Below are 26,992 nucleotides of genomic sequence, written 5' to 3'. Positions count from 1 at the left end.
CAACAGCGTCCTAGTTTAGGTATTCAATGTACAGCAGCATACGCTTCAGCATCACGGCCGCCTGGGCACGGGTTGCATTCTCCGCAGGAGCGAACGTGGTGTCCGTCATGCCTTGAATAATCCCCGCGTGTACAGCCTCAGCTACCGCCGCTTCCGCCCATTCGCCGATGTCCCCTTTATCCGTAAAAGAGTCCAGGAGCGCAGCGGAGACACTTGGCTTGCGGTCCGCAAACTTCAAAGCTCTCGACAGCATCGTCGCCATTTGCGCCCTGGTGATGGACGCATCCGGCTGGAACGAGCCGTCCTCGAAGCCTTCAATCAGCCCGGCGTAGACGGCGGACGATACGCTGGACCCGTACCAGGCCCCCGGTGTGACATCGGTGAACCGGCTTGCGCTTTCTACAGCCGGATCGACGCCGAGGGCGCGGACCAGCAGCGTGGCAAACTGTGCCCGCGTCATCGGGCTTTCCGGTTCGAAGGTGGTGTCTGTCGTGCCTTCAATCACACGCTTGCCGGCGAGAAGCTCCACATCCTTCGACGACCAGTGGCCGTCGAGGTCGGTGAAGGCCGGAACGGTAATTACAACGCCATATGCCGGGGATACATTCCGGGCCACGGTGACGGTTGTCTTTCCTTCTTTCTCCTGGAAGAGCGCCGGGGCAAAGCGGATAGCACCTTTGTCCGGATCATAGCCGACGAGGGAAGCCTGAGCCTCGTCAATCTCGCCGTCCAGCGTCAGGGTAATGACACCGGCTTTGTTCGCAGGGATGACCAGCTTGCGGGACGCAGTGCCCGCTGCAGCGGTGACGTCAAAGCCATAGAGGTCTCCCTGAAGCTTCGCGGCCGTGACCGACGAACCTGGATGGACCCGGATCCCGAAGCGCACCATGACGTCACCCGGCTTGGCTGCCTTCAGCTGTTCCGTGATATCTCCCGGAACCACATTCAGAGGAACGTGGTAACCGGCCGTATTCGTTTTGATCTGAAGCGAGGCATCAGGCACCGCCTTCAGCCCTTCGAGCAGCGCTTGTCCCGGAGCCACCACGGTGACCCCCTGCTTCGTGTCGACTTCGAGCGTAATCGTGCGGGAGGCGCTGCCGAGCGTCTTCAGCTTCTGGAACACTTCGGCCAGCCGGGCGCCGTCGAGCGTGATTTCGGTAACGAACTGCCCGTTCTCCGTTTTCTGCACGGAGGTATATGCGCCAGACTTGAGGGTTACGCCTGTATCGGAAACCGTAAAGGCATCCGCAGGAAGTGCACCGGCTCCTCCGCCTCCACCTGGTGAGTTGGAGCCTTTAGTGGTCGTTGCGGAGGCCGTAGGACCGCCCGTAGACCAGTTGCCGGCCGCATCGCCAGCTTCGATTCGGAACTGGTAGGTCTTGCTTGGGCTGAGCCCCGAAATAGCATAAGAGGTTTCGCCGCCGTACACTGTACCAACCACGGTATCATCGCGATACACTCGGTACTGGGTAACTCCCTTGGAGTCTACAGCAGATTCCCAAGTGAGCTTCGCTCCGGTACGGGTCACGTCGCTGACCGTAAGCTTGCTCTTCGCGGCTCCCGCCGGAATGACTTTCAGGAATTCCGCGGCAATCAATTTATAGCCCTTATCGCTCGGATGAATGTTCGCTGGGTTCGGGAGATTATTTGCAGTGTCTGCGGCGATCGCATTCATGGTAGCCACAAACGTTGCTCCCCGCTTCTCTGCCACATCCTTAATTACCTTGTTAAGCTCCTCAATCAGCAGTTGAGCACGCTGCTTTTCCTGCTCCGTTCCATGTGGAAACGGATTGTAATATCCCATCACGAACACGGAGGCATTCGGATTAATTTCTTTGATGAGATCCAGTATGCTGCCGATATTGCTGCCGATCGATGCCAATAATTGTTGAGCCTGCGTCTCGCTAAGTGTACCTCCAGCGATCTTGTCGGCTGCCAGCAGGTCATTGGCTCCGGCATTCAGTGTAATGAGGTTGGCCGAACGCACTGTATCGGCGATGCTGCCCTCACCCGGTTGGCCGTAAACGGAACGGGTCACACTGCGCTTCAGGTCCGACAGCACATCCCCGGAGGTATATCCAGGAGATGCATAGCGTTTGTCAAAATATACAGGTTGACCCTGATTCTTCAGTTCGTTCCAGATGTAATCCGGATAACCCAACCCAAGTCTGCCTTCATGGGTTACACCTGCCGCCAGGGAGTCCCCCAGCGCCGCATAGGTGGACCAAAAAGGAGCGTAAGTATCGGCCGAGACGGTCACCGCATGATCCACAGTGGTTACTGCCGGTGTGGAAACCCGGCCTCCAGCTGCATCCACCGCTTTGACCGAGAACATATAGCCTCCCGGCGTAAGGCCAGTCACGTTGTAGACGGCATCAGTCACTCCTGACGCGGCTGCAACAACGCTCCCGTTACTGCTGTTGTACCCATAGACCTCATAGGTGACAGGGGTCCCGTTTGAAACCGGCTCCCATTGGAGCCGCACGGATTGCGGCGTTACCTCTGTCGCGTGCAGGTTAGCAGGGGCCTGTAGGCGAGCGATGGTAATCGGCGCCGACGCTAAGCTTGCCGGATTGCTGTCGCTGGCAATCACTTGTCGCAGTATATATTTCCCGTCTGGTATATAGAAGAAGTGCGCCCGGTTCTCTTGCTGCCCCAGTTGTATCGAAGAGACCAGTTTATCATTCTCAGCGTTATAAAGCTCGACCAGTGCACCGTTAGCCCCGCCTGCTATAATCGTTGTTCCGAGCGGAACCGGCACTGGAGCTGGAATTACAGGAATAAATACTGTATCTTCCTCCTTCACAGTGTAATTCCCCGTTAAATCTACAACTGCTGCCGGCTCAATGACGATACTTCGGACGGAAGCATACGTTACCGGATGGCCAAATGAAATCTGTAGCTTACCATCCTTAACCTGTGCGGTATCCTCCGCACCTAGAGGCTTGTTCTTTCCATCAGCATCAACAACCCAAATCTTATCTTTCAGAGTCCGCTCTCTCGCTCCCGCGTAATAGCGGAAGTCGAGAACATGTTCGTTAAACTCCACGGTCAGCGTTTTGTTATCGTAACTGAATGAGGACCTTTGATACTTCGGAGCATCCGTATCTTTACCCGCTTCAACAACGAACACCGTCCAGACTTTAGAAGCGCCGCTCTGCGAAGTGACGGTATACTTGACTCCACCTTTACTGAAATCCTGAGGTGTTCCAGCAGCAGGACTTACAGCAGCTCCAGAAGACACGGTGAACTGCGGTGCCAGATTGCTGATATTCGTGCCTTTCGGCGCGTAATACGTTACCGTGGCATTCGCCAGATCGATTTGGGTCTGCTGCTCGTTAGCTACCGAAGGAATCGTAAAGGATGTGATATTGCTGCTCTGATGCGCCTCTGAACCGCTCGTGTATGCCAGGCCCACCTCGGTCCAGGCAGCGATCACAGATTCCTTCACTTTTTGCGCCTGCTCAACCGGAATACCGTTGGCTTTCTGCCAGTCGGATACCGAGGCAACGAAGCCGTCACGCGCGTCCTCGAACTCGGAGACCGGGGTCAGGTATTTCGTGAGCGTACCGTATGCCAGCTGCCCCAATACTTTGCGGCCATTCCATCCTGCAATCTTCAGTGCGTCGACTTTCTGCGCAATGAGATACGCGGCATGATTCGGGATTCCGCTGTTGATATGCACTCCACCGTTGTCACCAATGACGATATCGTCATACAGCTCCTGGAAATGGTCCATATGCTTGGGCTGCCCATGCTGCTCAGGATTTTCAAGACTGCGGAGTATATTGCCTGTATCTTCTCCGAGAAGCCAATCCTCACTGTCAAACACAGACGCTATGATATCAGAGAAAGATTCATTCAAGGCCCCCGGTTGGTTCTCATAAACCAGACCGGCAGAGAACTGCGTTACCCCATGGGATAGCTCGTGCGCCACAATGTCTCCAGCGCAGGCGAGACAGTCATAGCGATCTCCGTCGCCGTATATTATCGCATTGGCACCACCGAGCCAATATGCATTATCCATCGCTTGAGGCACATGGACCATGGACACGATGTCCATTCCTTTACCGTCAAGACTGTTGCGTCCGAACTCTTTCAGGAAAAAGTCATATACATGACCTGCATAATAATGGGCGTCCACTCCATGTGCCGCTGAGGTTCCTTTTTGACTGTTAAACACTGGCGAATTGCTGGACTGGAGTTTGCCTAGAAATCCCTGTGGGGTCTCCCCTGCATATTCAAGAGTCAGGACCTCTCCCGAATCTTCGTGCCCCGGATGCTCCATGAACATACGCTTCGTTATGTCCGCCAGGTAATAGGTATTACCGTCCTTCAGCACATTCAACTGCTTCTTGTCGCCCTTATGGCCGACATTCTCCGAGACGACCGCCCCGTCCCCATCCGCGTGGTGCAGATTGCTGTACTTATGTATGATGGCTCCCGTATGCGCATCGACAAAACCGACCCAGCTGCCGATCTCCGGCTGGATATACGTAAACTTGATCTCATACGCCAGATGGGTCTCACCTTCGAATGGATACACCACCAGCTTCGCTTCCGGCAGCGGGACCTCCACCTTCTCACCGATCTTACCCCCAAGGGTAATGGATTGTCCGATGGTCGATTCCAGTTCAGCCTGCAGCTTCGCCACTGCCTCTTGACCGCTCAGTGCAGGAGTAACATCTACGGATAATCCACCGACAGAACCCATAAGCTGGTTTTGGATCGCATATGCCTTCTTGGATGAATCCAGATGCAGGTTGATGTACTTCCCATACACAGGAACGCCCCGGTACTTCTGCTGGTACAAATAATGAGACTGTCCAATATCGTCCGTATTCTTCCTGACCAGACCGAGCTCCGCTGCGGCATTCTGCAGGCCGAAGACCTGTTGGTTTAAGCTTACATATTGAAGAACGGCTTCATCCGTGTTCAAACGGGCAGACAAAGCTCCCATCAGGAAGCGCGGCGCCCCCGTATCTTTGTTCTCCGTAACGGTAAGGCCCTTCTGCTGCAGCAGCTGCACTGGGGAAGCGGCCAGCCCCTGGAGCTGCAGTGAAGGTACAAGCAGCATGTTCGCCGGGTCGACTGCCAAGCCTTGGCCTGCATCCGGTGCCGCACCTACAGGGAGACTGCCGCCGATCAGCAGGACGGAAGACAGAACCGCAGGGATGATTCGTTTCGACAACTTCTTCAAAGAATCCGACTTCTCCTTCCCTAAAATCCACAGGATTCGATACATTATGTATCGTTTCGCTCATGCTACCATAACTTCTACATTTTGGGAATCCCTCTAAACGAAACTTAATATCCGCTTTACTTACAAATCACTGGTAACAACAAAAAAGCGTGAACCCTTCACCTCCCGGTGCGGATTCACGCTTCTCCTACCACGCTCTTACTTATTCAGCGACTGGCTCCAGTCGTGCACCATGTGCCCTTCGAGGAACTTCTCGCAGTCCAGTGCCGCCATGCAGCCGCTGCCTGCCGCGGTAATCGCCTGACGGTACTTGCTGTCCTGTACGTCGCCGCAGGCGAACACGCCTTCGATATTCGTCAGCGATGAGCCCGGTTTGACCTGAATGTAGCCGACTTCATCGGTTACGATCTGCCCTTTAAGGAAGTCGGTATTCGGCTTATGGCCGATCGCAACGAAGATCCCGTCGGTCTCGAGAATTTCTTCCTCGCCCGTCTCGTTATTCTTCACCTTAAGTCCCGTTACGCCCTTCTCACCCGAGATCACTTCAAGCGGAGTCCGGTTCAGGCTCCACGTAATCTTGCTGTTCTCACGTGCGCGGTCCTGCATGATCTTCGAGGCGCGCAGCTCCTCACGGCGGTGTACCAGACGAACTTCCGTAGCAAAGCGGGTCAGGAAGTTCGCCTCCTCCATCGCGGAATCGCCGCCGCCCACCACAATGATCTTCTTCCCGCGGAAGAAGAACCCGTCGCATGTGGCACAGGTGGATACCCCGCGGCCGATGCTTTCCTTTTCGTTCGCGATCCCGAGCAGCTTGGCAGACGCGCCGGTAGAGATGATGAGCGACTCGGCTTCAATGTCGCCAAGGCCTTCGACGTTCAGCTTGAAGGGACGCTTCGACAGATCCACGTTGTTGACCCAGCCGGTTTTGAATTCCGCACCGAAGCGCTCCGCCTGCTTGCGCATGTTGGCCATAAGCTCGGGACCCATGATGCCCTCCGGGAACCCGGGGAAATTCTCAACCTCAGTCGTCGTAGTAAGCTGGCCGCCTGGCTCCGGACCCTCGATCACCAGAGGATTCAGGTTGGCGCGTGCGAGATAGATCGCCGCCGTCAGGCCTGCAGGGCCGGTACCGATTACGATGGATTTGTACATATAGGTTCCTCCCGTCTTTGCATTCGCTTTGGTTTGCTTGCTATTTATGATTCATGGCTGGAATCCAATTCGGCAAACTTGCTGAAGATAGCGGCCATCTTCTCCCGAAGCCCGCAGGCTTCATCGATGGTTTTGGCATTCTTGCTGACGGTCGCAATGGATACCCCATATCTGGCGGCTGCATCCCCGTACGTAATGGGACGGCGGTGCATTTTGGCCGTCAGGTACTCCAGTGCCGCGGCCCAGCCCTCAGGCTTCGCCATTTTCGGCACATTCGGGAACACCCTCGTAAGGTATTCTACCCAGAGAGTCTGCAAATCGTACTGCTGCACCATATCATAACGGCGGGCCATATGACGCATCGCCATCTCCATAATACCCTGCCATTTGCGGTCCCAAACAGGAAGGTTCGGAGCGAAGGGGGAGGGGGCTACCGTAGTCTCCTTCCCTTCCAATACCGCCTGAAGCGGCTCCCTTACACCGATACTGCGCAGTACGAAGATGGCGACCTTCTTCAGATAGTCATCTTCCCCGGGCTCCAGAATAAACTGGGTCAGCGAGTCCTTCACCTCATCATCTCCAATGAGTGCGAACGCCTGAATCACCTGCAGCTTCGTATCCCCGTCCCCGTGACGCAGCGCCCAGAAGAAGGACGAACGTACGAGCGGATCGCGCTTCAAATGCTCCGGCAGACCGTTCTCGCCGCGTTCAATACCGCGGAACTGCTCCTCGAACGGCAGGTGGTAATGATAGCTGACATTCGGCTTGATTTTATCCTGCTTATACTTGTTCAGCAGATTCAGGTAGAACTTCGGAATCTCCGAAGTCGGATCGAACTTCTCGGCTTGGCGCCACTGGCGCTCCGCTTCCGCATACCGGCCCGTATTGTAAGCCGCTACCGCCGTATAGTGGAACAGGCAGGGATCCAGCCCCGCTTCCCCGGTCTTCAGCAGCCGCTTGAAGAGACGGTAGGCCTTGTCGTGCTCGCTCAGGATCCCCATCGTCGTGGCCAGCTTGAAGACGTGATCCTGGTGGAACGGATACGTCTTGCGCAGCACTTCGAGGAGTTCGCCAAGCGCTACCTTGTCACCGAAGTGCTGGTAGAAAATCGCCAGGTTGCAAAGGGCATGCAGATTGCCGGGCTCCAGTTCAAGCACCTGCTTGATCATGTCGACCGATTTGTCGAAATGTCCCATATAGTAATAGGCCAGCGCCAGATTGTTGCGCGCCGCCATGAAATCCGAATGCTTCTTGACGATGTTCTCAAGAATACGCACCGCTTCCGAGAACTTGCCTTCCTCGAGCAGCGCACGGGCGCGATCATGCTCAAACAGCCCTTCGCGGCTTTTGATCGTCGACAGCTTCGCCGGCCGCTCCAGCTCGAAGCTCAGGAGCTCCATCATCTCCTCGGATTCCTCCAGGAACTGGCCTGTCGGGTCATTCTCGAGATAATGGACGATCGCCTTCTCGGCCGATTCGTAATTCTCCATATTCGCGAAGTTGTTCGCCATATAGAAGTAGCATTCCGTCATCGCCGGGTCAATCTGGTCGAGCACATGCTGCAAAATGCGGTTCGATTCCTCATAGTTACCCATCTCGGATAACAGCCCCGCCAGGTTGCAGTGGTTTACCGCGTTCTCCGGTTCGTACTCGGCGGCACGACGAAAATATTTCAATGCCTTATCATAATGATAACGGTCCATTGACTGAACGGCTTTTTCGAAAAAGAACGTGGCATCCATTTTCATTGGCACGACATTGGTGTGGGTCTGGGGTAGGGCACGTTTTTTCTTCTCCATGAGTAAGGCACCTCCGTGTCCGTCCGGTATGATCGAGAAGTCATCGGCAGCCTACGCTGATGGGTGAGTCTCTACATGTCCGGTATTCGTAGTTCTTCCCATCATAACACAAACCGGCCCAAAACCATAAGGTTCTGAAGGCCGGAGTGGTGTGGGAAATCTTATGAAGGTTACACTCCGCCGTATTTGAACAGGGAGCTGAGCGAGCCGCCGGACATGATGATATTGATCGCGTCGGCCAGCAGGTGGGAAACCGAGAGCACCCGGAAACGGGCGGAATGGTCTTCCGGAATCGCGATGGAGTCCGTAATGACCACCTCTTTGATGTTCGGGTGATCCAGACGCTGCAGGGCAGGACCGGAGAATACCGGGTGCGTGGCACAGATGTAAGCGTCGTGTGCGCCGCGTTCCTTCAGCCCCTCGACAACGTTGACGATTGTCGTTCCCGTGTCGATCAGGTCTTCGATGATGATCGGCGTCATGCCGGCCACGTCCCCGATCACGTGCGTGATGACGGCTTCGTTATGTGCCGGGCGCTTCTTGATCATCATGGCAAACGGTGCATCGAGGATGTTCGCCATCTTCTCGGCCGTTGTAGCCCGTCCGGCATCCGGGGAAACGATGATCGGATTAGGCACATTGAGTTTCTTCATATAGTCGCTGATGAGATCCAGCGCGGTCAAATGATCCACAGGGATGTCGAAAAAGCCTTGAATCGCGGGTGCGTGCAGATCGATCGTAATAACACGGTCCGCCCCTGCTGCCGTCAGCAGGTCTGCCACCAGCTTCGCCGAGATCGGTTCCCGGGGCGCGGCTTTGCGCTCTTGGCGGGAATAACCATAGTATGGAACGACAAGGTTGATCGTTCTCGCCGAAGCCCGTTTGGCCGCGTCCATCATGACGAGAAGCTCCATGAAATTCTCGTTGATGGAATGGGAGAACGTCTGCACCAGGAACACATCACAGTTCCGGATGCTCTCTTCGTAGAGACAGTAAATTTCCCCGCTCTTGAAACGGGAAAGTTTAATCTGGCCGAGCGGTACCTCCAGCTCTCTACAGATTTGCTCTGCCAATTTCGGGTTGGACGAACCCGAGAAAATCTTCATTTTGTCGCTGTACATGGTTACCTCCGCATTCTGCTTGTGTTCCGTGGAACATTTGACGTGTGGCGCATTAGACGCCTGTATCGGTTTACCCTGGGATCAGGAATGAATTTGTTTCTTACCCATTATACATGAAATCACTCGAATCCAATAGGCACGTTTTGTCGGTTCCTGACTTTAAATGTGGCTAAATCGGTAAAACCCACGTCCTGCAGCAGGGCTGAAGCCTCATCCAAATACTGGGCAAGCCGTTCGGGCTGGTGCGCGTCGGACCCCAGCGTTACGGGAATGCCAAGCTTTAACGCGTATTCCAACATCCGCCGGCTCGGGAACATCTCCTGAACCGGCATACGCAGGCCCGAAGCGTTGAGCTCGATGGCCATATTGGCGGCCTTCACGGCCTCGAGCGCCATGTTCTCCAGATGCTCGACATTCCGGTCGGGCTTGAAGCCGAAGCGCTTGATCACATCGATATGGCCGATATAATCGTAGAACCCCGTCCGGCAGGCCTTCACGACCGCATCGTAATACTGCTCGTATACGGCATAAGCATCGCGTTCTTTCCAGCCGTCTGTTTGGCGGTAGTCCGTGATGTCCCATTCCCCGAGAAAATGAACGGAGCCGATGACGTAATCCCACGGATAGGCCCGGATGATTTCTTCGATCTGTTTCTCCCAGCCTTCGATGTAATCGCCCTCCAGGCCGACACGGATATCGATCTGATCTTTATATTTCTGCTGCAGGCGGAACGCCTCCTCGACGTACCGCGGCAGTTCGTCCATCGGCATGGCCATGCCGGGCAGATAGGTCTCCGGATCTACATGAAGCAAGGGCATGTGATCAGATAAGCCCAGCTGGGTCAGTCCGATCTCGATGCCCTTCACCACATATTCCTCGAGATCGCCCGACGCATGCCCGCAGCGCACATGGTGCGTGTGGTAATCGATGCGCACTTAGCTTCTCTCCTATTCCAGCGAATATTCGGATTTCGGTTTGTTGTACCGGCGCCCCAGCTCGAACATCAGGTCGTCGAGCGGCACCTTGCGCTCGCGCAGCAGCACCATCAGGTGGAAGAGCAGGTCCGTCGCTTCGTAGCGAAGCTCGTCGTTATCCTGATTTTTGGCTGCGATGATCACTTCGCCCGCTTCCTCACCGATCTTCTTCAGGATCTTGTCGATCCCCTTCTCGAAGAGGTACGTCGTGTACGCGCCTTCCGGCCGCTCTGCGTCACGCTGGGCAATCACGGCCTCCACTTTCGCCAGCATGGCGAAGCGGTCCGATTCATTTGCAGCGGCTGCCTCCGCTCCCGCAAGCGCACCCAGCTTCACATCATTGAAGAAACAGCTGTAGCTGCCGGTATGGCAGGCAGGCCCCTTCTGCTCGACAAGCACGAGCAGCGTGTCTCCGTCACAGTCGTACCGCAGCGATGTGACCTTCTGGGTATGTCCGGACGTAGCGCCTTTATGCCACAGTTCCTGACGCGAACGGCTCCAGAACCAGGTCTCGCCCGATTCCAGAGTCAGCTTCAGCGACTCCTCATTCATATAGGCCATCATCAGCACTTCTTTGCTCAGTGCATCCTGGACGATGGCGGGCACGAGGCCGTGGGCATCCCACTTGACAGCCGCCTGCAGCGCCTCTATGCTCTCTACTGCTCCCTGCGCTCCACTCATCGGACTTCGACTCCTTTGCTGCGGAGGTCGTCTTTGACCTCTTCAATCGTCATTTCTTTGTAATGAAAAATCGTGGCGGCCAGTCCCGCATCCGCCTTGCCCTGCTCGAACACTTCGGCAAAATGCTCCTTGCGTCCCGCTCCGCCGGAGGCGATGACGGGGATGCTGACGAGCTCCGATACTGCACGGGTCAGCTTGATGTCGAAGCCGTCCTTCGTGCCGTCGGCGTCCATACTGGTCAGCAGGAGTTCCCCTGCGCCGAGCGTCTCCGCCCGCTTCACCCACTCCAGAGCACGGATGCCTGTCGCATTGCGGCCGCCGTGGGTGAACACTTCCCACTCGCCCCACTCGGAGTTAAAGCGCGCGTCCACCGCCACGACGATGCACTGCGACCCGAACCGCCGGGCTCCGTCGGAGATCAGCTGCGGGTTACGAAGAGCCGCCGTGTTGATCCCGATCTTGTCCGCGCCGGCACGCAGCATCCGTTTCATGTCGTCGACGGAGCCAATGCCGCCGCCCACGGTGAAAGGAATCGTCACCTGCTCTGCGGTCTGCTGCACCACTTCCACCATGGTGGCCCGCCCTTCGTGAGATGCCGAGATATCAAGGAATACGAGCTCATCGGCCCCTTCCTTATCGTAGATCGCTGCAAGCTCAACCGGATCCCCGGCATCCCGCAGGTTGACGAAATTGACTCCCTTGACGACCCGTCCGTCCTTCACGTCAAGGCAGGGAATAATCCGTTTGGCCAGCATACTTGTTCCCCTTTCCGTGTTGCCTTAGTCCACTCCCATTTCTACAGCTGCCCTGCCGCTGCGCGTCCTTCACACAGCGCAAGGAAGTTGCCGAGCAGCTTCATGCCTACGCTGCCGCTCTTCTCGGGGTGAAACTGCATGCCGAATACATTGCCGCGTCCGACAATCGCGGTCACTTCCTGGTAATAATCCGTAGTGGCCAGGAGATCCGAGGCCTGCTCCGGCAGCACATGGTACGAGTGGACGAAATACACGTGTCCTTCCGGCAGTTCACGGAACAGCGGGCTCTCCTGCTTGTAGGAGAGCTTGTTCCAGCCCATATGCGGCACCTTGTAATCGCCGCGGAAGCGTATCACCTCGCCCGGCAGCAGGCCGAGGCCTTCATGCTCGCCATGCTCCTCGCTCCGCGAGAACAGCAGCTGCATGCCGAGGCAGATGCCGAGCAGCGGCTTGCCGCTGTCCGCGGCCTTCCTCACGGTATCCGCCAGCTTCGCTTCGCGCAGATGCGCCATCGCGTCGCCGAACGCGCCGACACCGGGCAGGATCGCGCCGGCAGCGCCGAGAATCTCCGCTTCGTCCGAAGTGACAAGCGCCTCATACCCGAGGCGCTCCACCGCGGAACGGACGCTGTGCAGATTGCCTACGCCGTAGTCGATGATCGCGATCATGGCTTACAGGACCCCTTTCGTCGAAGGCACGCCCTGTACGCGCGGATCGATGCTTGTCGCCTCATCGAGGGCCCGGCCCAGCGCTTTGAAGACCGCTTCGATCATGTGGTGTGTGTTCAGTCCGTAGTGGACGATAACGTGAAGCGTAATACGAGCCTCCAGTGCCAGCTTCCACAGGAATTCGTGCACGAGCTCCACCTGGAAGCTGCCCACCGTCTGGGACGGATACTGCGCCCGGTATTCGAAGTGCGGCCGGTTGCTCACGTCGATGACCACCTGCGCCAGCGCCTCGTCCATAGGGACGAACACACTCGCATAGCGCTTGATGCCCCGCTTGTCGCCGAGCGCTTCACGGAGCGTCTGCCCGAGGCAAATCCCGATATCTTCCACGGTGTGGTGATCGTCAATCTCCACGTCGCCCTTGGCATCCACACGCAGATCGAACTGGCCGTGCTTCGTGAACAGGTCCAGCATATGATTGAGGAAAGGCACATCCGTCTCGATCTCCGATACGCCGCTTCCGTCTACCGCGAAGGCCAGACGGATATCGGTCTCATTGGTTTTGCGCGCCACTTCGGAGCGGCGGACTGCTTGCTGATCTTGTTCATTGGCCATTGCGGTTCCCTTCCTTCTCCAACCGGATTTCAATTGCACGCGCGTGAGCTTCGAGCCCTTCGTGGCGGGCCAGCGTCATGATCTTCTCCCCGTCACGCAGCAGAGCTTCCTTACTGTAATAGATCACACTGGATTTCTTCAGAAAATCATCGACGTTCAGCGGCGAAGAGAACCGTGCCGTACCGTTGGTCGGCAGCACATGGTTCGGTCCCGCAAAATAGTCGCCTACCGGCTCCGAGCTGTACGGGCCGAGGAAAACCGCTCCCGCATTCTCAATGCGGCTGAGGTATTGGAACGGGTCGGCCACCAGAATCTCGAGATGCTCCGGCGCCAGCCGGTTCACCGCATCGACGCCCTCTTCGAGCGAGGAGACCGTAAGGATTGCGCCGTAATCGCGGATCGACTGTGCAGCGATCTCGCGCCGCGGCAGCGCCTGCAGCTGCAGCTCCACCTCGGTCCGCACGGCGTTCGCGAGATCCTCCGACGGCGTAATCAGAATCGCTGAAGCCATTTCGTCGTGCTCCGCCTGGGACAGCAGATCGGCGGCCACATAAGCCGGATCGGCACTGCCGTCCGCCAGCACCACGATCTCACTCGGTCCCGCGATGGAATCGATGTCCACGGCGCCGAACACATACCGCTTAGCCAGGGCTACGTAGATATTCCCCGGTCCGACGATTTTGTCAGCCGCAGGGATCGACTCCGTGCCATAAGCCAGCGCCGCCACCGCCTGGGCGCCGCCGACGCGGTAGATCTCCTTCACGCCGGCTTCCGCAGCCGCCACGAGGATATGCGGATCGATGCCTTCCACCCCTGCCGTAGCCGGCGGGGTGACCATGACGATCTCCGGCACACCGGCCACCTGGGCGGGAATGGCGTTCATGAGCACCGAGGACGGGTATGCCGCCTTACCGCCCGGAACATACAAACCAACGCGGCGCAGCGGCCGGATCACCTGGCCGAGGATGCTGCCGTCGCCCTGCAGATCCATCCAGGAGGTGCGCATCTGCTTCTCGTGGAACCGGCGTATATTCACCGACGCTTCCCGAATGGCTGTGAGGAAATCTTCATCCACCTGTTGATACGCGGCTTCAATCTCAGCGGAACTCACGCGCAGATCACCTACGTTCACTCCGTCGAACTGCTGTGCGAACCGGCGGAGAGCCGCATCCCCATCCTGCCGCACCTCTTCAATAATGCGCTGAACCGCCTCATTTTGCTCGGGAGAGCCGTACTCGACCTCCCGCTTCAGACTAAACTCCGATGCCGGCATCACCTTCATGTCGCCGCCTCCTCCCGATAGCTTCCTTGGTTCAATCTCTCATCCTGCCAAGTGGATGTTAATCGCTTATGCTCGCTCACTGTTAGACTGCATGTTAAGCGCTTATCCGCCGGCTTAATCTGTGCCCATACCATCAACCGAGTAGGACCGCTTACTTGCCCGCACCTGCGGTAGCCGCCGCAATTGCCGGCTGAAGCCGGTCGCACAGGGCCTGAATCGCGTTGTTCTTCATCCGGTAGCTCACCCGGTTGGCGATCAGTCGGGACGTGATCGAGAAGATCTGCTCATATTCCTTGAGCCCATTCTCGCGGATCGTGCTGCCGGTCTCGACCATATCGACGATACGGTCGGCCAGGCCGATCATCGGCGCCAGTTCGATCGAACCGTTGAGCTTGATGACCTCTACCTGCTGTCCCTGCTCCCGGAAGTACTGGGATGCCACGTTCGGATACTTCGTCGCTACCCGCGGATTGATTACCGGCTGCCAATCCGGCAGGGCAATCACGGACATCCGGCAGCGTGCAATGCCAAGATCCAGCAGCTCATATACATCGCGGTTTTCTTCCATCAATACGTCCTTGCCGACTACGCCGATATCCGCCACACCGTACTCCACATAGGTCGGCACATCCACCGGCTTCGCCATAATGAATTCCATATTCGCTTCCGGCACCTGAATGATCAGCTTCCGGGAATCGTCCGCATCGTCCGGTATCGCAAGGCCCGCTTCGCGGAACAGCTTCGACGCCTGCTTATAGATCCGCCCTTTGGGCATCGCTACTTTCAATAGCTCCTGCATCGCCTGGGTACCTCCTATCCTTCGCCTACGAATTCAAGCACATCGTCATACGGCAGCCCCTGGACCGCCACGAAAAATCCTTCCGGAATCAGCCGGGTCTCCACCGTACGTCCTTCTTCCGTTCTCAGCTCCGCTGCACGGGCCAGTGCATCTGCCCGCCGTCCCGCCGTATAAAGCACAAGGGTCTTCCGGAGCCGGCGTCCCAGCGTCTCCCGTCCGACGACTTCAAGAATCCGGTTGGTCTTCAGAGCGAATCCGGTTGCCGGAGCTGGACGGCCGAACTGCTTCAGCAGGTTATCGTAACGTCCGCCGCTGCATACCGGGAAGCCGAGATCGGCGGCATAACCTTCGAACGTCATCCCCGTATAATAAGAAAAGTCTCCGATCATCGTCAGGTCGATGAGCACATGATCGCTGACACCATAAGCCTGCAGCACATCCCATACCTCGCAAAGGTGGGCGATCGCATGCTGGGCTACCGGGTCCTCGGTCAGCTCGCGCGCCTGCCGGCAGATTTCCTGGCCGCCGCGCAGCCGCAGAATCCCCTCCAGCTCGCCCCGTACCCTCTCGGTCAGCTGCAGCTCTTGAAGCGCCTCCCGATAGCCTACATAATCGCGGTTCAGCAGGCATCCCTTCAGCAGCGTCTGTGCCTCCGCGTCATGCTTCAGCGTTTCCTGCAGCAGCCCGTTCAGGAAGCCGACGTGACCCACGGCAATCTTGAACTGCTTAACGCCTGCCGCCTGCAGACACGCAATGGCGAGCGCAATCACTTCGGCATCCGATTCGGACGAAGCGTCACCGACAAGCTCCACGCCGGTTTGGAAGAATTCCGCATCCCGGCCGGCTTCCGCCTCGAAGGCCCGGAACACATTCGCCTGATAGGAGAGTCGCAGAGGGAAGGCCTCATTCTGCAGAAGAGACGAAACGACCCTTGCGATCGGTGCCGTCATGTCGGAACGCAGCACCAGTGTCGTTCCGTTGCGGTCGAGCAGCTTGAACAGCTTCTTGTCTTCCGTAGAACTGGCCACTCCCACCGTATCGTAATATTCCAGCGTTGGCGTGATAATCTCACGATACCCCCAACGTTCCATGCACTGCATCACGTTCAGCTCAATGCTGCGCAGTTTGGCAGCTGCCTCAGGGAGATAGTCCTTCACGCCTGTAGGCTTCTCAAACACCTTCGGTTTGGACAATGGAGTTCACCCTATCTATCTTCGTTTAGTCATGAATATTTCAGAACGCTTTAGTCCGCTAATATGTTACCATACTACCAAGATGAAGAATGTAATCGTTAGTTTACCACGGAAGCCCAGCTTCGTCAATTGCATGCCCTGCTCCTGCAACCCGGGATACAAAAAAGAGACGGACCCTCAGGTCCTGCCTCTGATGTTGTGACTAAGCTGAGCAGACTGTTTCATTTTACGGTAAAATCCGACCACGCCGACATGTTGCTGCAGATCCCCTGCAAACCTTCCGCAGGTCTTCAGTATGCTCTTCGTCAGGCTCGGTCATCTTCCCGAACATCGGTCCGGATCACCTGCAGCGGATTCCCGGCCACGAAGCTGTACGGAGCCACATCCTTGTGTACGACCGATCCCGCTCCCACGATCGCTCCATCGCCTATGGTCACCCCGGGCAGAACGGTCGTATTCGCCCCGATCATCACGTTCGACCCGATTCGCACATGCCCGAGCCGGTATTCCTTAATGAGGTATTCATGCGTCAGAATCGTGGAATTGTACCCGATAATCGTATTCTCCCCAACTTCGATTCTCTCCGGAAAGAACACGTCGACCATCACCATGAGCGCGAAGGATGTATGCCGTCCCACCTTCATCCCGAGAATCCTGCGGTAGATCCACAGCTTCAGCGGAAGCGAAGGAGCGTAGCGCGAGATCTGGATGAAGATGAAGTTGCGGACCGCCTTCCACCTCGGAATGGTGCGGTACACCTGCCAGAGCGAATTCGGCCCGTCTACCGGATAGCGGTCCGTCTGTCTCACACCTGCTTCTCCTCCAGCCCGATAATGCCGAGCAGTTGCTCAATATCATGGATAATGTGGGTAGGCGAATACCCTTGAAGATATTCCATACCTTTGAGGGACCAGGCTACCGCTACGGAAGGAAGCCCCGCATTGTGTGCGGCTTCGATATCATAGTGGCTGTCCCCTACCATCACGGCTGTGGCCGGATCCGCGCCAAGCTCCTGAAGGGCCTTTCGGATCCCTTCCGGGTCCGGCTTGGCCTTCTCCACATCTTCGACCGTTACGATGGAGCCGAAGTAGTCGTAGATGCCGGTCAGCTTGAGACCCATCTCCGTCGTTTTGCGGATCTTGCTGGTGACCACGCCCATGCGGATCCCGGCGGCATGCAGTCTGGCAAGGGTTTCCCGCACCTTAGGGAACTCTTTGACAAGCTCGTCATGACGGGTCAGGTTAAAATGGCGGTACTTCGCCACGAGGTCCTCTACCTCTTCACGGCCCGAGAAGAAGACCATCTGCTCCACAAGCGGCCGGCCCATGTTCGGTATGATATGATGCCGCGTCAGCGGCTCGGCGGTCACGCCTTCAAACGTATGCAGGAACGATTGGATGATCAATTCGTTCGTATCCAGAATCGTTCCATCGAGGTCAAACAGTACGGTTTGGATCATGGTCCGGCTCCTTTGAATGGTGTTCTGTTCCGGCTGTCTGCTTACCGTTCCCCGCAGTGCCGGCAGGGGTTCCTGCAGCATTACCGGCTGCTCCGGCATCCTGCGACGGAGCCTCTCCTCTGCGATAGATCGGATCCGAATATTTCTCCGAGGAAGCCCCGGTAGCCCGACGAATGATCATAAGCGCAACAGCACCGATGATGAACAGGAGCGCCAGCATTTGGGATACCCGCACATTGCCTCCGTTCATGCTCATGTCACCCGGTGTGAACCCGAGCAGCGTCATCGGAGACCAGAGGCCGTTCATGAGAGCCGCCAGCCAGTCCGGCCCTGTAAACCCAAGGCTGTCGGTCCGAAGACCTTCGATGAAGAAACGCCCGATGCCGTACCATATAAAATAACTCAGGAATAGCTCGCCCGCCCGAAGGAAACGCTGCCTGCGAAGAACGAAGAGAAGCAGCAGGCCCACCAAATTCCAGAGCGACTCATACAGAAAAGTCGGGTGATAGTACGTGCCGTCGATCTGCATTTGGCTCACGATCCAGGATGGGAGATGGAGATTGTTCGACAGGAACGCCGCATCCACCGGTCCGCCATGTGCTTCTTTATTGATAAAGTTGCCCCACCGGCCGATCGCCTGCCCGACAATCAGTCCGGGCGCACAGATGTCGGCGATCCTCCAGAACGAATAGCCTTTGCGCTTGAAATAAATGCCCGCTCCGATGATCGCACCGATCAGAGCCCCGTAGATGGCGATGCCACCCTGCCATATGTAGAGTGCCGTAATCGGATTGTCTTTGTAATCATCCCACTGGAAGGCTACGTAATAGATTCGTGCCCCGATAATGGCCGACGGCACACCAATCAGGAGCATGTCCATGAAAAAGTCGGAAGGAATGCCGAACCGCTTGCCTTCCTGAACCGCGAGCATAAGCCCCGTGAGCGCGGCCAAGCCTAGTATAATGCCGTACCAGTGCACACTGATCGGGCCGATCGAGAATGCGACGGTACTCATTGCAAATAACATGAGTGGTGCTCCTTCCCAACAGCCCACCCTTACCCGGATTGGGCTGCACCTGATGGTTCATCTTGTTATGCTGCGGTTCCGCTAGTCCAGATCATCCATATCTTCCGCAAGGGATTCCGTCAATTTGTTCGTAAACTGAAGCGCCGCGTTGTAGCCCATCCGCTTTAAGCGATAATTCATTGCAGCCACCTCGATAATGACGGCAAGGTTACGGCCCGGACGTACAGGAATCGTGACCAGCGGGACATCCGTATCGATGATTCGAGTCGTCTCTTCATCGAGCCCGAGCCGGTCATACTGCTTATCCTGCTGCCAGGTCTCGAGCTTGCAGACGACGGCAATCTTCTTCTCTGTGCGTACCGCACCTGCCCCGAACAGCGTCATGACATTGATAATCCCGATTCCGCGGATCTCAAGCAAATGCCGGATCAGCTCCGGTGCGTTACCGATGAGCTGATGGTCCGCCGTCTGGCGGATCTCCACCGCATCATCCGCGATGAGCCGGTGGCCGCGCTTGACCAGCTCCAGGGCGGTCTCGCTTTTACCGATACCGCTGGAGCCCGAGATCAGCATCCCGATCCCGTAGACGTCAACGAGAACGCCATGGATGGTCGTTGTCGGAGCGAGCCGATTCTCGAGGAAGTTGGTCAGCCGGCTGGCCAGAATCGTAGTGGCCATCGCCGTACGGAGTACGGGAATCTTATGCTCGTTCGCCGAAGCAAGCAGCTCGATCGGCGCTTCCAGGCTGCGCGACAGAATGACGCAGGGGATATCCTTGGGCGAGCAGATCCGCTCCATGCGATCCGTCCGCTCTTCCGAAGTCAAGCCGTCGAAGAACGTCAGCTCGGTCTTCCCCAGAATCTGCACACGGTCATGCGGATGAAACTCATAATAACCGGCCAGCTCCAGGCCCGGCCGATACAAATCCGCGGTAGCGATCGGACGCTTCAGTCCTTCTTCTCCGCAGATGACCTCCAAATGGAACTCTCTCACCAAATCCGACACTTTCACTTTTTTGGCCATCGCGATCGGTCTCCTTTGTATTCCAATATTCTCATCCTAATGGAATCGTTCTTATAAATCAACAAGGCCTTATAGTAAAAAGAGAGCCAGCCCGTGGGCTGACCCTCTTGATCGAACCGATGAATTAAGCATTCACCAGGATGGATTGCGTCGTTTCTTTGTCGAAGAAGTGCGCTTTGTTCATGTCGAGCGCAAGCTTCACCGTTGTGCCTTCTTTGAAGGAAGCGCGGCCGTCTACACGGGCGATAACCGTTTGTGTACCGATGCCGTTCAGGTACAGGTACATTTCGTGACCGAGGTTCTCGGACAGTTCGATGTTGACGTTCACGATCGTGTTCGGGGAAGCTTCCATGAAGATCGCTTCTTCGTGGAAATCTTCAGGACGGATACCCATAACCACTTCTTTGCCGATGTAACCCTTCTCGCGCAGCACTTTCGCTTTGCCTTCAGGTACTTCAACATTCAGACCTTGCGCTTTGAAGTACACGCCGCCGTTCTGCTCAGCGAATGTACCGGACACGAAGTTCATGGACGGGGAACCGATGAAGCCCGCTACGAACATGTTCTTCGGATAGTTGTAGATTTCTTCAGGCGTTGCGGCCTGTTGGATGATGCCTTTATCCATTACGACGATCCGGTCGCCCATCGTCATGGCTTCCGTCTGGTCGTGCGTTACGTAGATGATTGTTGTTTCAAGACGCTTGTGCAGCTTGCCGATTTCGGCACGCATCTGTACACGAAGCTTCGCGTCCAAGTTGGAGAGCGGTTCGTCCATCAGGAACACTTGCGGCTCACGGACAATCGCACGGCCAAGGGCAACACGCTGGCGCTGACCGCCGGAGAGTGCTTTTGGCTTGCGGTCGAGCAGGTGCTCGATATCGAGAATCTTCGCAGCTTCACGAACGCGTGCGTCGATATCGGCTTTCTTGAACTTACGGAGTTTGAGACCAAACGCCATGTTCTGGTACACGTTCATGTGCGGATACAGCGCGTAGGATTGGAATACCATCGCGATGTCGCGGTCCTTTGGTGCCACATCGTTCACGAGGCGGTCGCCGATGTACAGTTCGCCTTCCGTGATTTCTTCCAGACCGGCAATCATACGAAGCGTCGTGGATTTACCACAGCCGGAAGCGCCTACAAGAACGAGGAACTCCTTATCCTTGATATCCAAGTGGAAGTCTTTTACCGTTGCTTCTGCCGCGCCAGGATATCTTTTCACAATGTGGTTCAAACGAACGCCTGCCATGATCAATTCCCCCTACGAGATAGTATCTTGATATGAGTTAATCATACCCTACGGCCCTCGTGATGACTATGCACAATCCCTACAAAAAAATCACTTTCTTTTCGTTACTTTGTACAATAACATGGCAATCTTCACAAGAACCGCGTTATTGAACGTCCGAACGTCCAATCCGGTCTCCTGTTTGAACTTGTCGAGGCGGTACAGCAGCGTATTTCGGTGAATATAGAGTTTTTTCGCCGTCTCGCTGACATTGCAGTCCAGCTGAAAAAACTGCTCCAGCGTCGTCATCGTCTCCGGGTCGAAGGCGACATCGAGCCGCTTCAGCACCCTTTCGAGGAAACTGGCCTTCTCCGCTTCCGGCACGAGATGAACGAGCTTCTCGAGCTGAAGCTCCCAGGGCAGATGCATACTGCTCCCCACATGGTAGGTGCGCCCCAGCATGATCGTCTCACGCAGCTGCAGCACCACGCTGTAGAGTGATTTGGCGGGGGTCATAGGGTAATGCACGGCCAAGTGGGCTTCGCCTACCCATTCATTCTCCAGCATCTCATGCAGACCGTACCCCATAGCGGCCAGCTTGTCCTCCAGCGTTTCTTCATCCGAGATCCTGTCATCTCCGCCGTCCATTGTCAGGATTTTCTCCGAACCGAGGATAAGCCATTCTTTTTCCGTCAAAGGAATCAGCGTAATCTCCGCATCGAAGAAGGAATCGAGCAGCTTCTTCAGCTCCGCATAGTGCACGCGGCGCGAGGTGGTATAGTCTCCATAGAGCAGAATGGGCACCTTCGTAGAATAGAGCGACAGCAGCGAAACGAGCTGGTCCGGCATTTCCGCTTGGGTGAAGCCGCGCTCCTGCTGCTGATGGAGCCAATCGCGCACCAGCCCCGCTTTACGTTCCTCCTCGGTCGGCATGCGGGCCGGCTTGGGCTCCGGCTCCTTCTTCGTAGAGAGCACCAAGTCTACAAGGCGCCGCTCCACGTCACTTACAACCTGCTCATCTACGGCAAATAAAAGCGCTTCCGACTCCTGCTTCTGTACCAGCCAATAGACCCGTCCATTCTTGATCACGCTGCTCACAGGCTCTCCTGAGGCCTCCGATGCATGGTCCCAGTCAGACACCGGCCATCTGACCGTGTCCACGCTGATGCTCAAAATACCTTCCAGCTGTTCTCTCACCGTTCCCCAGTCCATCCGGCTCCCAACCTTCATCTATAAGGTATTGAATCGTCTAGTTTGCTTCTCTCCATATTGTATCATAACTCATCAGCGGCCTGGTAACTTGACGCCGGAAACAGGCTGCCCCCGCTCTCTCGGATACCGGGTACCTTCAGCGGAAATAATGGAAAGAAGAAGTGCTTAGCCATAACCACCTGAAGGAGAGGATGACTATGCCCAATCTGCGATACGGCCGTGGGACTGTAACTCTGGATATCCCGCCCTCTCTGTCCTGGGATTCTCTGTCCTACCCTGCTTCCCTGATGGAGGCATCGCCCAGGCTTTCCTTGGAACGCATCCGGCAGGCACTGGCTTCTCCCCTAGGTTCCCCCGTACTCCGTGATATCGCTCAAGGCCATGAGCGTGCGATCATTCTGATCAGCGACGGGACGCGTCCTTGTCCGAACCGGCTGATGCTGCCCCTTCTGCTTCAAGAGCTGAATGATGCCGGCATCACCGACGAGCAGGTAGACATCGTAGTGGCCTTAGGGGCTCACCGCCGGCATACCCCCAAGGAGCTTGTCGAGCTGGCAGGGGAAGAGATTGCGGCGAGGGTGCGGATTCACAATCACTCGTCGGACTCCGAAGACTGCAGGTATGTAGGAACGACCAAGCTCGGGACTCCCGTGGAAATTAACCGTCTCGTTGCAGACGCCACGCTCAGGATCGCCACAGGAAGCATTCAGCCTCATGCGCTGGCGGGGGTATCCGGAGGAGCCAAGGCTCTTGTTCCCGGTGTGGCTTCTTGGCGCACGATCGAACATAATCATGGGTTATCACTGAAGTATCCGGGACAAGCCGGGGAAGCGGACACTCCCTTATATGCCGATATGGTGGAGGCACAATCGTTCACACCTCTCCACTTTGTTCTGAATGTGCTTCTGAATCATGACAATGAGGTACTCGAAGCCTTGGCAGGGGATCTTTTAGAGACACACCATCGGGGGGCTCAGCTCGCCGCTCAGTATTTTCTTCTGCCGGCACATCCCCTTTATGATAGTATCGTGGTGTCTGCCGGGGGAGCTCCCAGAGATCTGCAGCTTTATCAGGCACTCAAGCCCCTTCGCAATGCGGCTGCCTTTACCCGGCCGGGGGGAAAAGTACTGCTGGTGGCCGAATGCCGCGAAATGCTCGGGAGCGGCGTCCTGCAGGATTGGCTCGAGACGATGACCGACCTTCAACGCAGTACGGCGGCCTTGAAGCAACACTTTGTACTCGGTGCCCACAAACTGCTTCACGTTGAAGAGGTGCTCAAGCGGGTGGAAGTCCACCTCTACTCTTCCTTGGCTCCGCATTGGGTTGACCTGCTCGGCTTCTCCCCTGTCCATGACCCAAGCGAATGGATTCTAAGTGTTACCCAGCAGCGGAACGTCAGTCTGGCAATCATTCCGTTTGGGTCTCTGACGTTTCCAGCCCCTCCTTGATTGGAAGGCAGTCGCAGTCCTCGTCAGTCTAAAATAAGAAAAACCCCTGGTCGGGGTCCCTTCGCTGAAAACTTATTACTTTCGGCTTCAAAAAAACCGCCCAAGGATTTCTCCCTCAGGGCGGTTATTGTTTATGGCCTATAAAACAAAAAAAGACCCCAATTGAGGTACTTGGCATCGAAATGGTGAGCCATGTAGGACTCGAACCTACGACACCCTGATTAAAAGTCAGGTGCTCTACCGACTGAGCTAATGGCTCTAGATGAAAAGAAAGTGGTGGAGGCTGATGGATTCGAACCACCGAACTCGATGAGAGCAGATTTACAGTCTGCCGTGTTTAGCCACTTCACTAAGCCTCCAAAAAACAATGGTGCCGCCGAGAGGACTTGAACCCCCAACCTACTGATTACAAGTCAGTTGCTCTACCAATTGAGCTACAGCGGCATACATGGTGGCTCGGGACGGAATCGAACCGCCGACACGAGGATTTTCAGTCCTCTGCTCTACCAACTGAGCTACCGAGCCTTAGTATATACATTTATCAAATCTTTATTCCTCGATTTGAACAATAAATGGCGGAGCCGACGGGATTCGAACCCGCGGTCTCCTGCGTGACAGGCAGGCATGTTAGGCCTCTACACCACGGCTCCACACTAAAGAAAATTGGTTGCGGGGGCAGGATTTGAACCTGCGGCCTTCGGGTTATGAGCCCGACGAGCTACCGGGCTGCTCCACCCCGCGTCAGTATAAACATTATGGTGGAGGCTGACGGGATCGAACCGCCGACCCTCTGCTTGTAAGGCAGATGCTCTCCCAGCTGAGCTAAGCCTCCTGGGTAACCAAACCATATGAATCAATAAGTTCGGAAATATGGTAGCGGCAGAGGGGATCGAACCCCCGACCTTACGGGTATGAACCGTACGCTCTAGCCAGCTGAGCTATGCCGCCATAATGATAATCGATGCAGATAGAATCTACGGAGAGAGAGGGATTCGAACCCTCGCACCACTTGCGCAGTCTAACCCCTTAGCAGAGGGTCCCCTTGAGCCACTTGGGTATCTCTCCATGCATCAATGAACTGCTTGGCGACGTTCTACTCTCCCAGGACCCTGCGGTCCAAGTACCATCGACGCTGGAAGGCTTAACGTTCGTGTTCGGGATGGGTACGCGTGGTTCCCTTCCGCCATCATCACCAAACGGTTGTTCAAGGCTTGTACCTTGAAAACTGGAAACGAAACAGCGCTCGGGCATATCTTTTTGCGCTCCGTTATACTTCGCATAAAGGTCGCTTTCAAAAAGATATCTCCTCGCTTACTAGCTAAAGACCTAACATCTATACTGCTGCCGCCGCTTCCCTCAGGAAGCTTGTGGATAAGCCCTCGACCGATTAGTATTCGTCAGCTCCACGCGTTGCCGCGCTTCCACCCCGAACCTATCAACCTCGTCGTCTACAAGGGGTCTTACATACTGGGAAATCTCATCTTGAGGGGGGCTTCACGCTTAGATGCTTTCAGCGCTTATCCCGTCCGTACTTGGCTATCCAGCCGTGCTCCTGGCGGAACAACTGGTACACCAGCGGTACGTCCATCCCGGTCCTCTCGTACTAAGGACAGCTCCTCTCAAATTTCCTGCGCCCGCGACAGATAGGGACCGAACTGTCTCACGACGTTCTGAACCCAGCTCGCGTACCGCTTTAATGGGCGAACAGCCCAACCCTTGGGACCTACTTCAGCCCCAGGATGCGATGAGCCGACATCGAGGTGCCAAACCTCCCCGTCGATGTGGACTCTTGGGGGAGATAAGCCTGTTATCCCCAGGGTAGCTTTTATCCGTTGAGCGATGGCCCTTCCATTCGGTACCACCGGATCACTAAGCCCGACTTTCGTCCCTGCTCGACCTGTTTGTCTCGCAGTCAAGCTCCCTTATGCCTTTGCACTCTTCGAATGATTTCCAACCATTCTGAGGGAACCTTGGGGCGCCTCCGTTACGCTTTAGGAGGCGACCGCCCCAGTCAAACTGCCCACCTGACACTGTCCCCGTACCGGATCACGGTACCAGGTTAGAACTCCGATACGATCAGGGTGGTATCCCAACGGCGCCTCCACCCAAGCTGGCGCTCAGGCTTCTCAGGCTCCCACCTATCCTGTACAGATCGTACCAAAGTCCAATATCAAGCTGCAGTAAAGCTCCATGGGGTCTTTCCGTCTTGTCGCGGGTAACCTGCATCTTCACAGGTATTAAAATTTCACCGGATCTCTCGTCGAGACAGCGCCCAAGTCGTTACGCCATTCGTGCGGGTCAGAATTTACCTGACAAGGAATTTCGCTACCTTAGGACCGTTATAGTTACGGCCGCCGTTTACTGGGGCTTCGGTTCACAGCTTCGGATTGCTCCTAACCGCTCCCCTTAACCTTCCAGCACCGGGCAGGCGTCAGCCCGTATACTTCGCCTTGCGGCTTCGCACAGACCTGTGTTTTTGCTAAACAGTCGCTTGGGCCTTTTCACTGCGGCCCCCTCGGGCTATTCACCCTACCGAGGCACCCCTTCTCCCGAAGTTACGGGGTCATTTTGCCGAGTTCCTTAACGAGAGTTCTTCCGCGCGCCTTAGCATGCTCTGCTCGCCTACCTGTGTCGGTTTGCGGTACGGGCACCTTCTCCCTGGCTAGAGGCTTTTCTTGGCAGCCTGAACTCATGACCTTCGGTACTTAAATTTCCCTCCCCATCACAGCTTAGCCTTACGATGTGCGGATTTGCCTACACATCAGCCTTACTGCTTGGACGAGCATCCATCAGCTCGCGTCACTATCCTTCTGCGTCACCCCATTGCTCATAACGGTTCACGGTGGTACAGGAATTTCAACCTGTTGTCCTTCGACTACGCCTTTCGGCCTCGCCTTAGGTCCCGACTTACCCTGAGCGGACGAGCCTTCCTCAGGAACCCTTAGGCTTTCGGCGGATCAGATTCTCACTGATCTTTTCGTTACTCATACCGGCATTCTCACTTGTATGCAGTCCAGCTGTCCTCACGATCAACCTTCAACCCGCATACAACGCTCCCCTACTGCCCGGGTGCAAACAAGTTTGCACCTTGGACTCATAGCTTCGGTGGTGTGTTTAGCCCCGTTACATTTTCGGCGCAGAGTCACTCGACCAGTGAGCTATTACGCACTCTTTCAATGGTGGCTGCTTCTAAGCCAACATCCTGGTTGTCTGTGCAACTCCACATCCTTTCCCACTTAACACACACTTGGGGACCTTAGCTGATGATCTGGGCTGTTTCCCTCTTGACAATGGATCTTAGCACTCACTGTCTGACTCCCGGGCATCACGTTTGCGGCATTCAGAGTTTGACT

At 56.0% G+C, this 26,992-nt stretch carries 19 protein-coding genes, 9 tRNA genes and 2 rRNA genes (1 of these 30 only partly in view); 1 reads left to right on the top strand and 29 read right to left on the bottom strand.

Going from position 1 to position 26,992, the window contains the following annotated elements:
• Positions 1-10 precede the first annotated feature (10 nt).
• The 18 genes from PM3016_RS00955 to PM3016_RS00870 form a co-directional block, all read right to left on the bottom strand.
• Positions 11-5,200 (bottom strand): S-layer homology domain-containing protein, encoded by a 5,190-nt coding sequence (locus tag PM3016_RS00955; protein ID WP_041619008.1) that lies wholly within the window; start codon positions 5,198-5,200, stop codon positions 11-13.
• A gap of 201 nt (positions 5,201-5,401) precedes the next feature.
• Positions 5,402-6,355: a thioredoxin-disulfide reductase gene (gene trxB, locus PM3016_RS00950; protein WP_013914012.1), complete on the bottom strand. Its 954-nt coding sequence runs from the start codon at positions 6,353-6,355 to the stop codon at positions 5,402-5,404.
• Positions 6,356-6,399: 44 nt separating this feature from the next.
• On the bottom strand, positions 6,400-8,154 hold the full coding sequence (locus PM3016_RS00945; protein WP_014368147.1) for a tetratricopeptide repeat protein: 1,755 nt from the start codon (positions 8,152-8,154) through the stop codon (positions 6,400-6,402).
• A gap of 170 nt (positions 8,155-8,324) precedes the next feature.
• Positions 8,325-9,275: a ribose-phosphate diphosphokinase gene (locus tag PM3016_RS00940; RefSeq protein WP_013914010.1), complete on the bottom strand. Its 951-nt coding sequence runs from the start codon at positions 9,273-9,275 to the stop codon at positions 8,325-8,327.
• Between the two features lie 119 nt (positions 9,276-9,394).
• Entirely contained in the window at positions 9,395-10,210 is an 816-nt protein-coding gene (hisJ, locus tag PM3016_RS00935) for a histidinol-phosphatase HisJ (protein WP_013914009.1), read from the bottom strand.
• 12 nt (positions 10,211-10,222) lie between these two features.
• Complete coding sequence (hisIE, locus tag PM3016_RS00930) at positions 10,223-10,930, bottom strand: bifunctional phosphoribosyl-AMP cyclohydrolase/phosphoribosyl-ATP diphosphatase HisIE (protein ID WP_013914008.1); 708 nt, start codon at positions 10,928-10,930, stop codon at positions 10,223-10,225.
• Positions 10,927-11,685, bottom strand: coding sequence for an imidazole glycerol phosphate synthase subunit HisF (gene hisF / locus PM3016_RS00925; protein WP_013914007.1), 759 nt, complete (start codon positions 11,683-11,685; stop codon positions 10,927-10,929). The genes hisIE and hisF overlap by 4 nt, the downstream gene beginning before the upstream one ends.
• Positions 11,686-11,726: 41 nt before the next feature.
• Positions 11,727-12,353 (bottom strand): imidazole glycerol phosphate synthase subunit HisH, encoded by a 627-nt coding sequence (hisH, locus tag PM3016_RS00920; RefSeq protein ID WP_014368146.1) that lies wholly within the window; start codon positions 12,351-12,353, stop codon positions 11,727-11,729.
• 3 nt (positions 12,354-12,356) lie between these two features.
• The gene (hisB, locus tag PM3016_RS00915) at positions 12,357-12,968 is read right to left on the bottom strand and encodes an imidazoleglycerol-phosphate dehydratase HisB (RefSeq protein ID WP_014368145.1); all 612 of its coding nucleotides are present in this window, start codon (positions 12,966-12,968) and stop codon (positions 12,357-12,359) included.
• Positions 12,958-14,250, bottom strand: coding sequence for a histidinol dehydrogenase (gene hisD, locus PM3016_RS00910; protein ID WP_014368144.1), 1,293 nt, complete (start codon positions 14,248-14,250; stop codon positions 12,958-12,960). Before hisD ends, hisB begins: the two co-directional genes overlap by 11 nt.
• 151 nt (positions 14,251-14,401) lie before the next feature.
• The gene (gene hisG, locus PM3016_RS00905) at positions 14,402-15,049 is read right to left on the bottom strand and encodes an ATP phosphoribosyltransferase (protein WP_013914003.1); all 648 of its coding nucleotides are present in this window, start codon (positions 15,047-15,049) and stop codon (positions 14,402-14,404) included.
• Between the two features lie 14 nt (positions 15,050-15,063).
• Positions 15,064-16,242 (bottom strand): ATP phosphoribosyltransferase regulatory subunit, encoded by a 1,179-nt coding sequence (locus PM3016_RS00900; protein ID WP_014368143.1) that lies wholly within the window; start codon positions 16,240-16,242, stop codon positions 15,064-15,066.
• 305 nt (positions 16,243-16,547) lie between these two features.
• Positions 16,548-17,051 carry an acyltransferase gene (locus PM3016_RS00895; RefSeq protein ID WP_013914000.1) on the bottom strand — a complete coding sequence of 168 codons (504 nt, stop codon included), beginning with the start codon at positions 17,049-17,051 and terminating at the stop codon, positions 16,548-16,550.
• Positions 17,048-17,701 (bottom strand): pyrophosphatase PpaX, encoded by a 654-nt coding sequence (gene ppaX / locus PM3016_RS00890; protein WP_014368142.1) that lies wholly within the window; start codon positions 17,699-17,701, stop codon positions 17,048-17,050. The genes PM3016_RS00895 and ppaX overlap by 4 nt, the downstream gene beginning before the upstream one ends.
• Positions 17,679-18,728, bottom strand: a complete 1,050-nt coding sequence (gene lgt / locus PM3016_RS00885; RefSeq protein WP_014368141.1) for a prolipoprotein diacylglyceryl transferase — start codon at positions 18,726-18,728, stop codon at positions 17,679-17,681. Before lgt ends, ppaX begins: the two co-directional genes overlap by 23 nt.
• An 81-nt stretch (positions 18,729-18,809) precedes the next feature.
• A complete protein-coding gene (hprK, locus tag PM3016_RS00880; RefSeq protein WP_013913997.1) occupies positions 18,810-19,751 on the bottom strand; it encodes an HPr(Ser) kinase/phosphatase in 942 nt (313 codons plus the stop codon).
• A 124-nt stretch (positions 19,752-19,875) separates the two neighbouring features.
• Entirely contained in the window at positions 19,876-21,000 is a 1,125-nt protein-coding gene (locus tag PM3016_RS00875) for an ABC transporter ATP-binding protein (protein WP_014368140.1), read from the bottom strand.
• A gap of 90 nt (positions 21,001-21,090) precedes the next feature.
• Positions 21,091-22,077 (bottom strand): PucR family transcriptional regulator, encoded by a 987-nt coding sequence (locus tag PM3016_RS00870; RefSeq protein WP_238540410.1) that lies wholly within the window; start codon positions 22,075-22,077, stop codon positions 21,091-21,093.
• A gap of 311 nt (positions 22,078-22,388) precedes the next feature.
• Between PM3016_RS00870 and PM3016_RS00865 the strand changes: the two genes are divergently transcribed.
• A complete protein-coding gene (locus PM3016_RS00865) occupies positions 22,389-23,639 on the top strand; it encodes a nickel-dependent lactate racemase family protein (RefSeq protein ID WP_014368138.1) in 1,251 nt (416 codons plus the stop codon).
• 183 nt (positions 23,640-23,822) lie between these two features.
• Here the strand turns inward: PM3016_RS00865 and PM3016_RS00860 are convergent.
• From PM3016_RS00860 to PM3016_RS00810, 11 genes are all read right to left on the bottom strand, one after another.
• Positions 23,823-23,898, bottom strand: a tRNA-Lys gene (locus tag PM3016_RS00860).
• Between the two features lie 15 nt (positions 23,899-23,913).
• Positions 23,914-23,998: transfer RNA gene (locus PM3016_RS00855), tRNA-Tyr, on the bottom strand.
• Between the two features lie 9 nt (positions 23,999-24,007).
• Positions 24,008-24,083, bottom strand: a tRNA-Thr gene (locus PM3016_RS00850).
• Positions 24,084-24,088: 5 nt separating this feature from the next.
• Positions 24,089-24,164, bottom strand: a tRNA-Phe gene (locus PM3016_RS00845).
• Between the two features lie 48 nt (positions 24,165-24,212).
• Positions 24,213-24,289, bottom strand: a tRNA-Asp gene (locus PM3016_RS00840).
• Between the two features lie 14 nt (positions 24,290-24,303).
• Positions 24,304-24,380: transfer RNA gene (locus PM3016_RS00835), tRNA-Met, on the bottom strand.
• A gap of 15 nt (positions 24,381-24,395) precedes the next feature.
• Positions 24,396-24,471 (bottom strand) — tRNA-Val (locus PM3016_RS00830).
• A 39-nt stretch (positions 24,472-24,510) separates the two neighbouring features.
• Positions 24,511-24,587: transfer RNA gene (locus PM3016_RS00825), tRNA-Met, on the bottom strand.
• 29 nt (positions 24,588-24,616) lie between these two features.
• Positions 24,617-24,704 (bottom strand) — tRNA-Ser (locus PM3016_RS00820).
• Positions 24,705-24,719: 15 nt separating this feature from the next.
• Positions 24,720-24,836 (bottom strand): 5S ribosomal RNA (gene rrf, locus PM3016_RS00815).
• A 170-nt stretch (positions 24,837-25,006) separates the two neighbouring features.
• Positions 25,007-26,992, bottom strand: a 23S ribosomal RNA gene (locus PM3016_RS00810) (it continues 944 nt past the right edge of the window).

It is taken from the genome of Paenibacillus mucilaginosus 3016 (assembly GCF_000250655.1).
Lineage (GTDB): Bacteria > Bacillota > Bacilli > Paenibacillales > NBRC-103111 > Paenibacillus_G > Paenibacillus_G mucilaginosus.
Note: the sequence above shows the minus strand (reverse complement) of the source record. Positions and strands in the feature narration are given on the sequence as shown.

Bases quoted from the DNA above. Each gene is read 5' to 3' on its own strand.
- trxB (WP_013914012.1), bottom strand. From the start codon at position 6,355: ATGTACAAATCCATCGTAATCGGTACCGGCCCTGCAGGCCTGACGGCG.
- PM3016_RS00945 (WP_014368147.1), bottom strand. From the start codon at position 8,154: ATGGAGAAGAAAAAACGTGCCCTACCCCAGACCCACACCAATGTCGTG.
- PM3016_RS00940 (WP_013914010.1), bottom strand. From the start codon at position 9,275: ATGTACAGCGACAAAATGAAGATTTTCTCGGGTTCGTCCAACCCGAAA.
- hisIE (WP_013914008.1), bottom strand. From the start codon at position 10,930: ATGAGTGGAGCGCAGGGAGCAGTAGAGAGCATAGAGGCGCTGCAGGCG.
- hisF (WP_013914007.1), bottom strand. From the start codon at position 11,685: ATGCTGGCCAAACGGATTATTCCCTGCCTTGACGTGAAGGACGGACGG.
- hisH (WP_014368146.1), bottom strand. From the start codon at position 12,353: ATGATCGCGATCATCGACTACGGCGTAGGCAATCTGCACAGCGTCCGT.
- hisB (WP_014368145.1), bottom strand. From the start codon at position 12,968: ATGGCCAATGAACAAGATCAGCAAGCAGTCCGCCGCTCCGAAGTGGCG.
- hisD (WP_014368144.1), bottom strand. From the start codon at position 14,250: ATGAAGGTGATGCCGGCATCGGAGTTTAGTCTGAAGCGGGAGGTCGAG.
- hisG (WP_013914003.1), bottom strand. From the start codon at position 15,049: ATGCAGGAGCTATTGAAAGTAGCGATGCCCAAAGGGCGGATCTATAAG.
- ppaX (WP_014368142.1), bottom strand. From the start codon at position 17,701: ATGATCCAAACCGTACTGTTTGACCTCGATGGAACGATTCTGGATACG.
- lgt (WP_014368141.1), bottom strand. From the start codon at position 18,728: ATGTTATTTGCAATGAGTACCGTCGCATTCTCGATCGGCCCGATCAGT.
- hprK (WP_013913997.1), bottom strand. From the start codon at position 19,751: ATGGCCAAAAAAGTGAAAGTGTCGGATTTGGTGAGAGAGTTCCATTTG.
- PM3016_RS00875 (WP_014368140.1), bottom strand. From the start codon at position 21,000: ATGGCAGGCGTTCGTTTGAACCACATTGTGAAAAGATATCCTGGCGCG.
- PM3016_RS00865 (WP_014368138.1), top strand. From the start codon at position 22,389: ATGCCCAATCTGCGATACGGCCGTGGGACTGTAACTCTGGATATCCCG.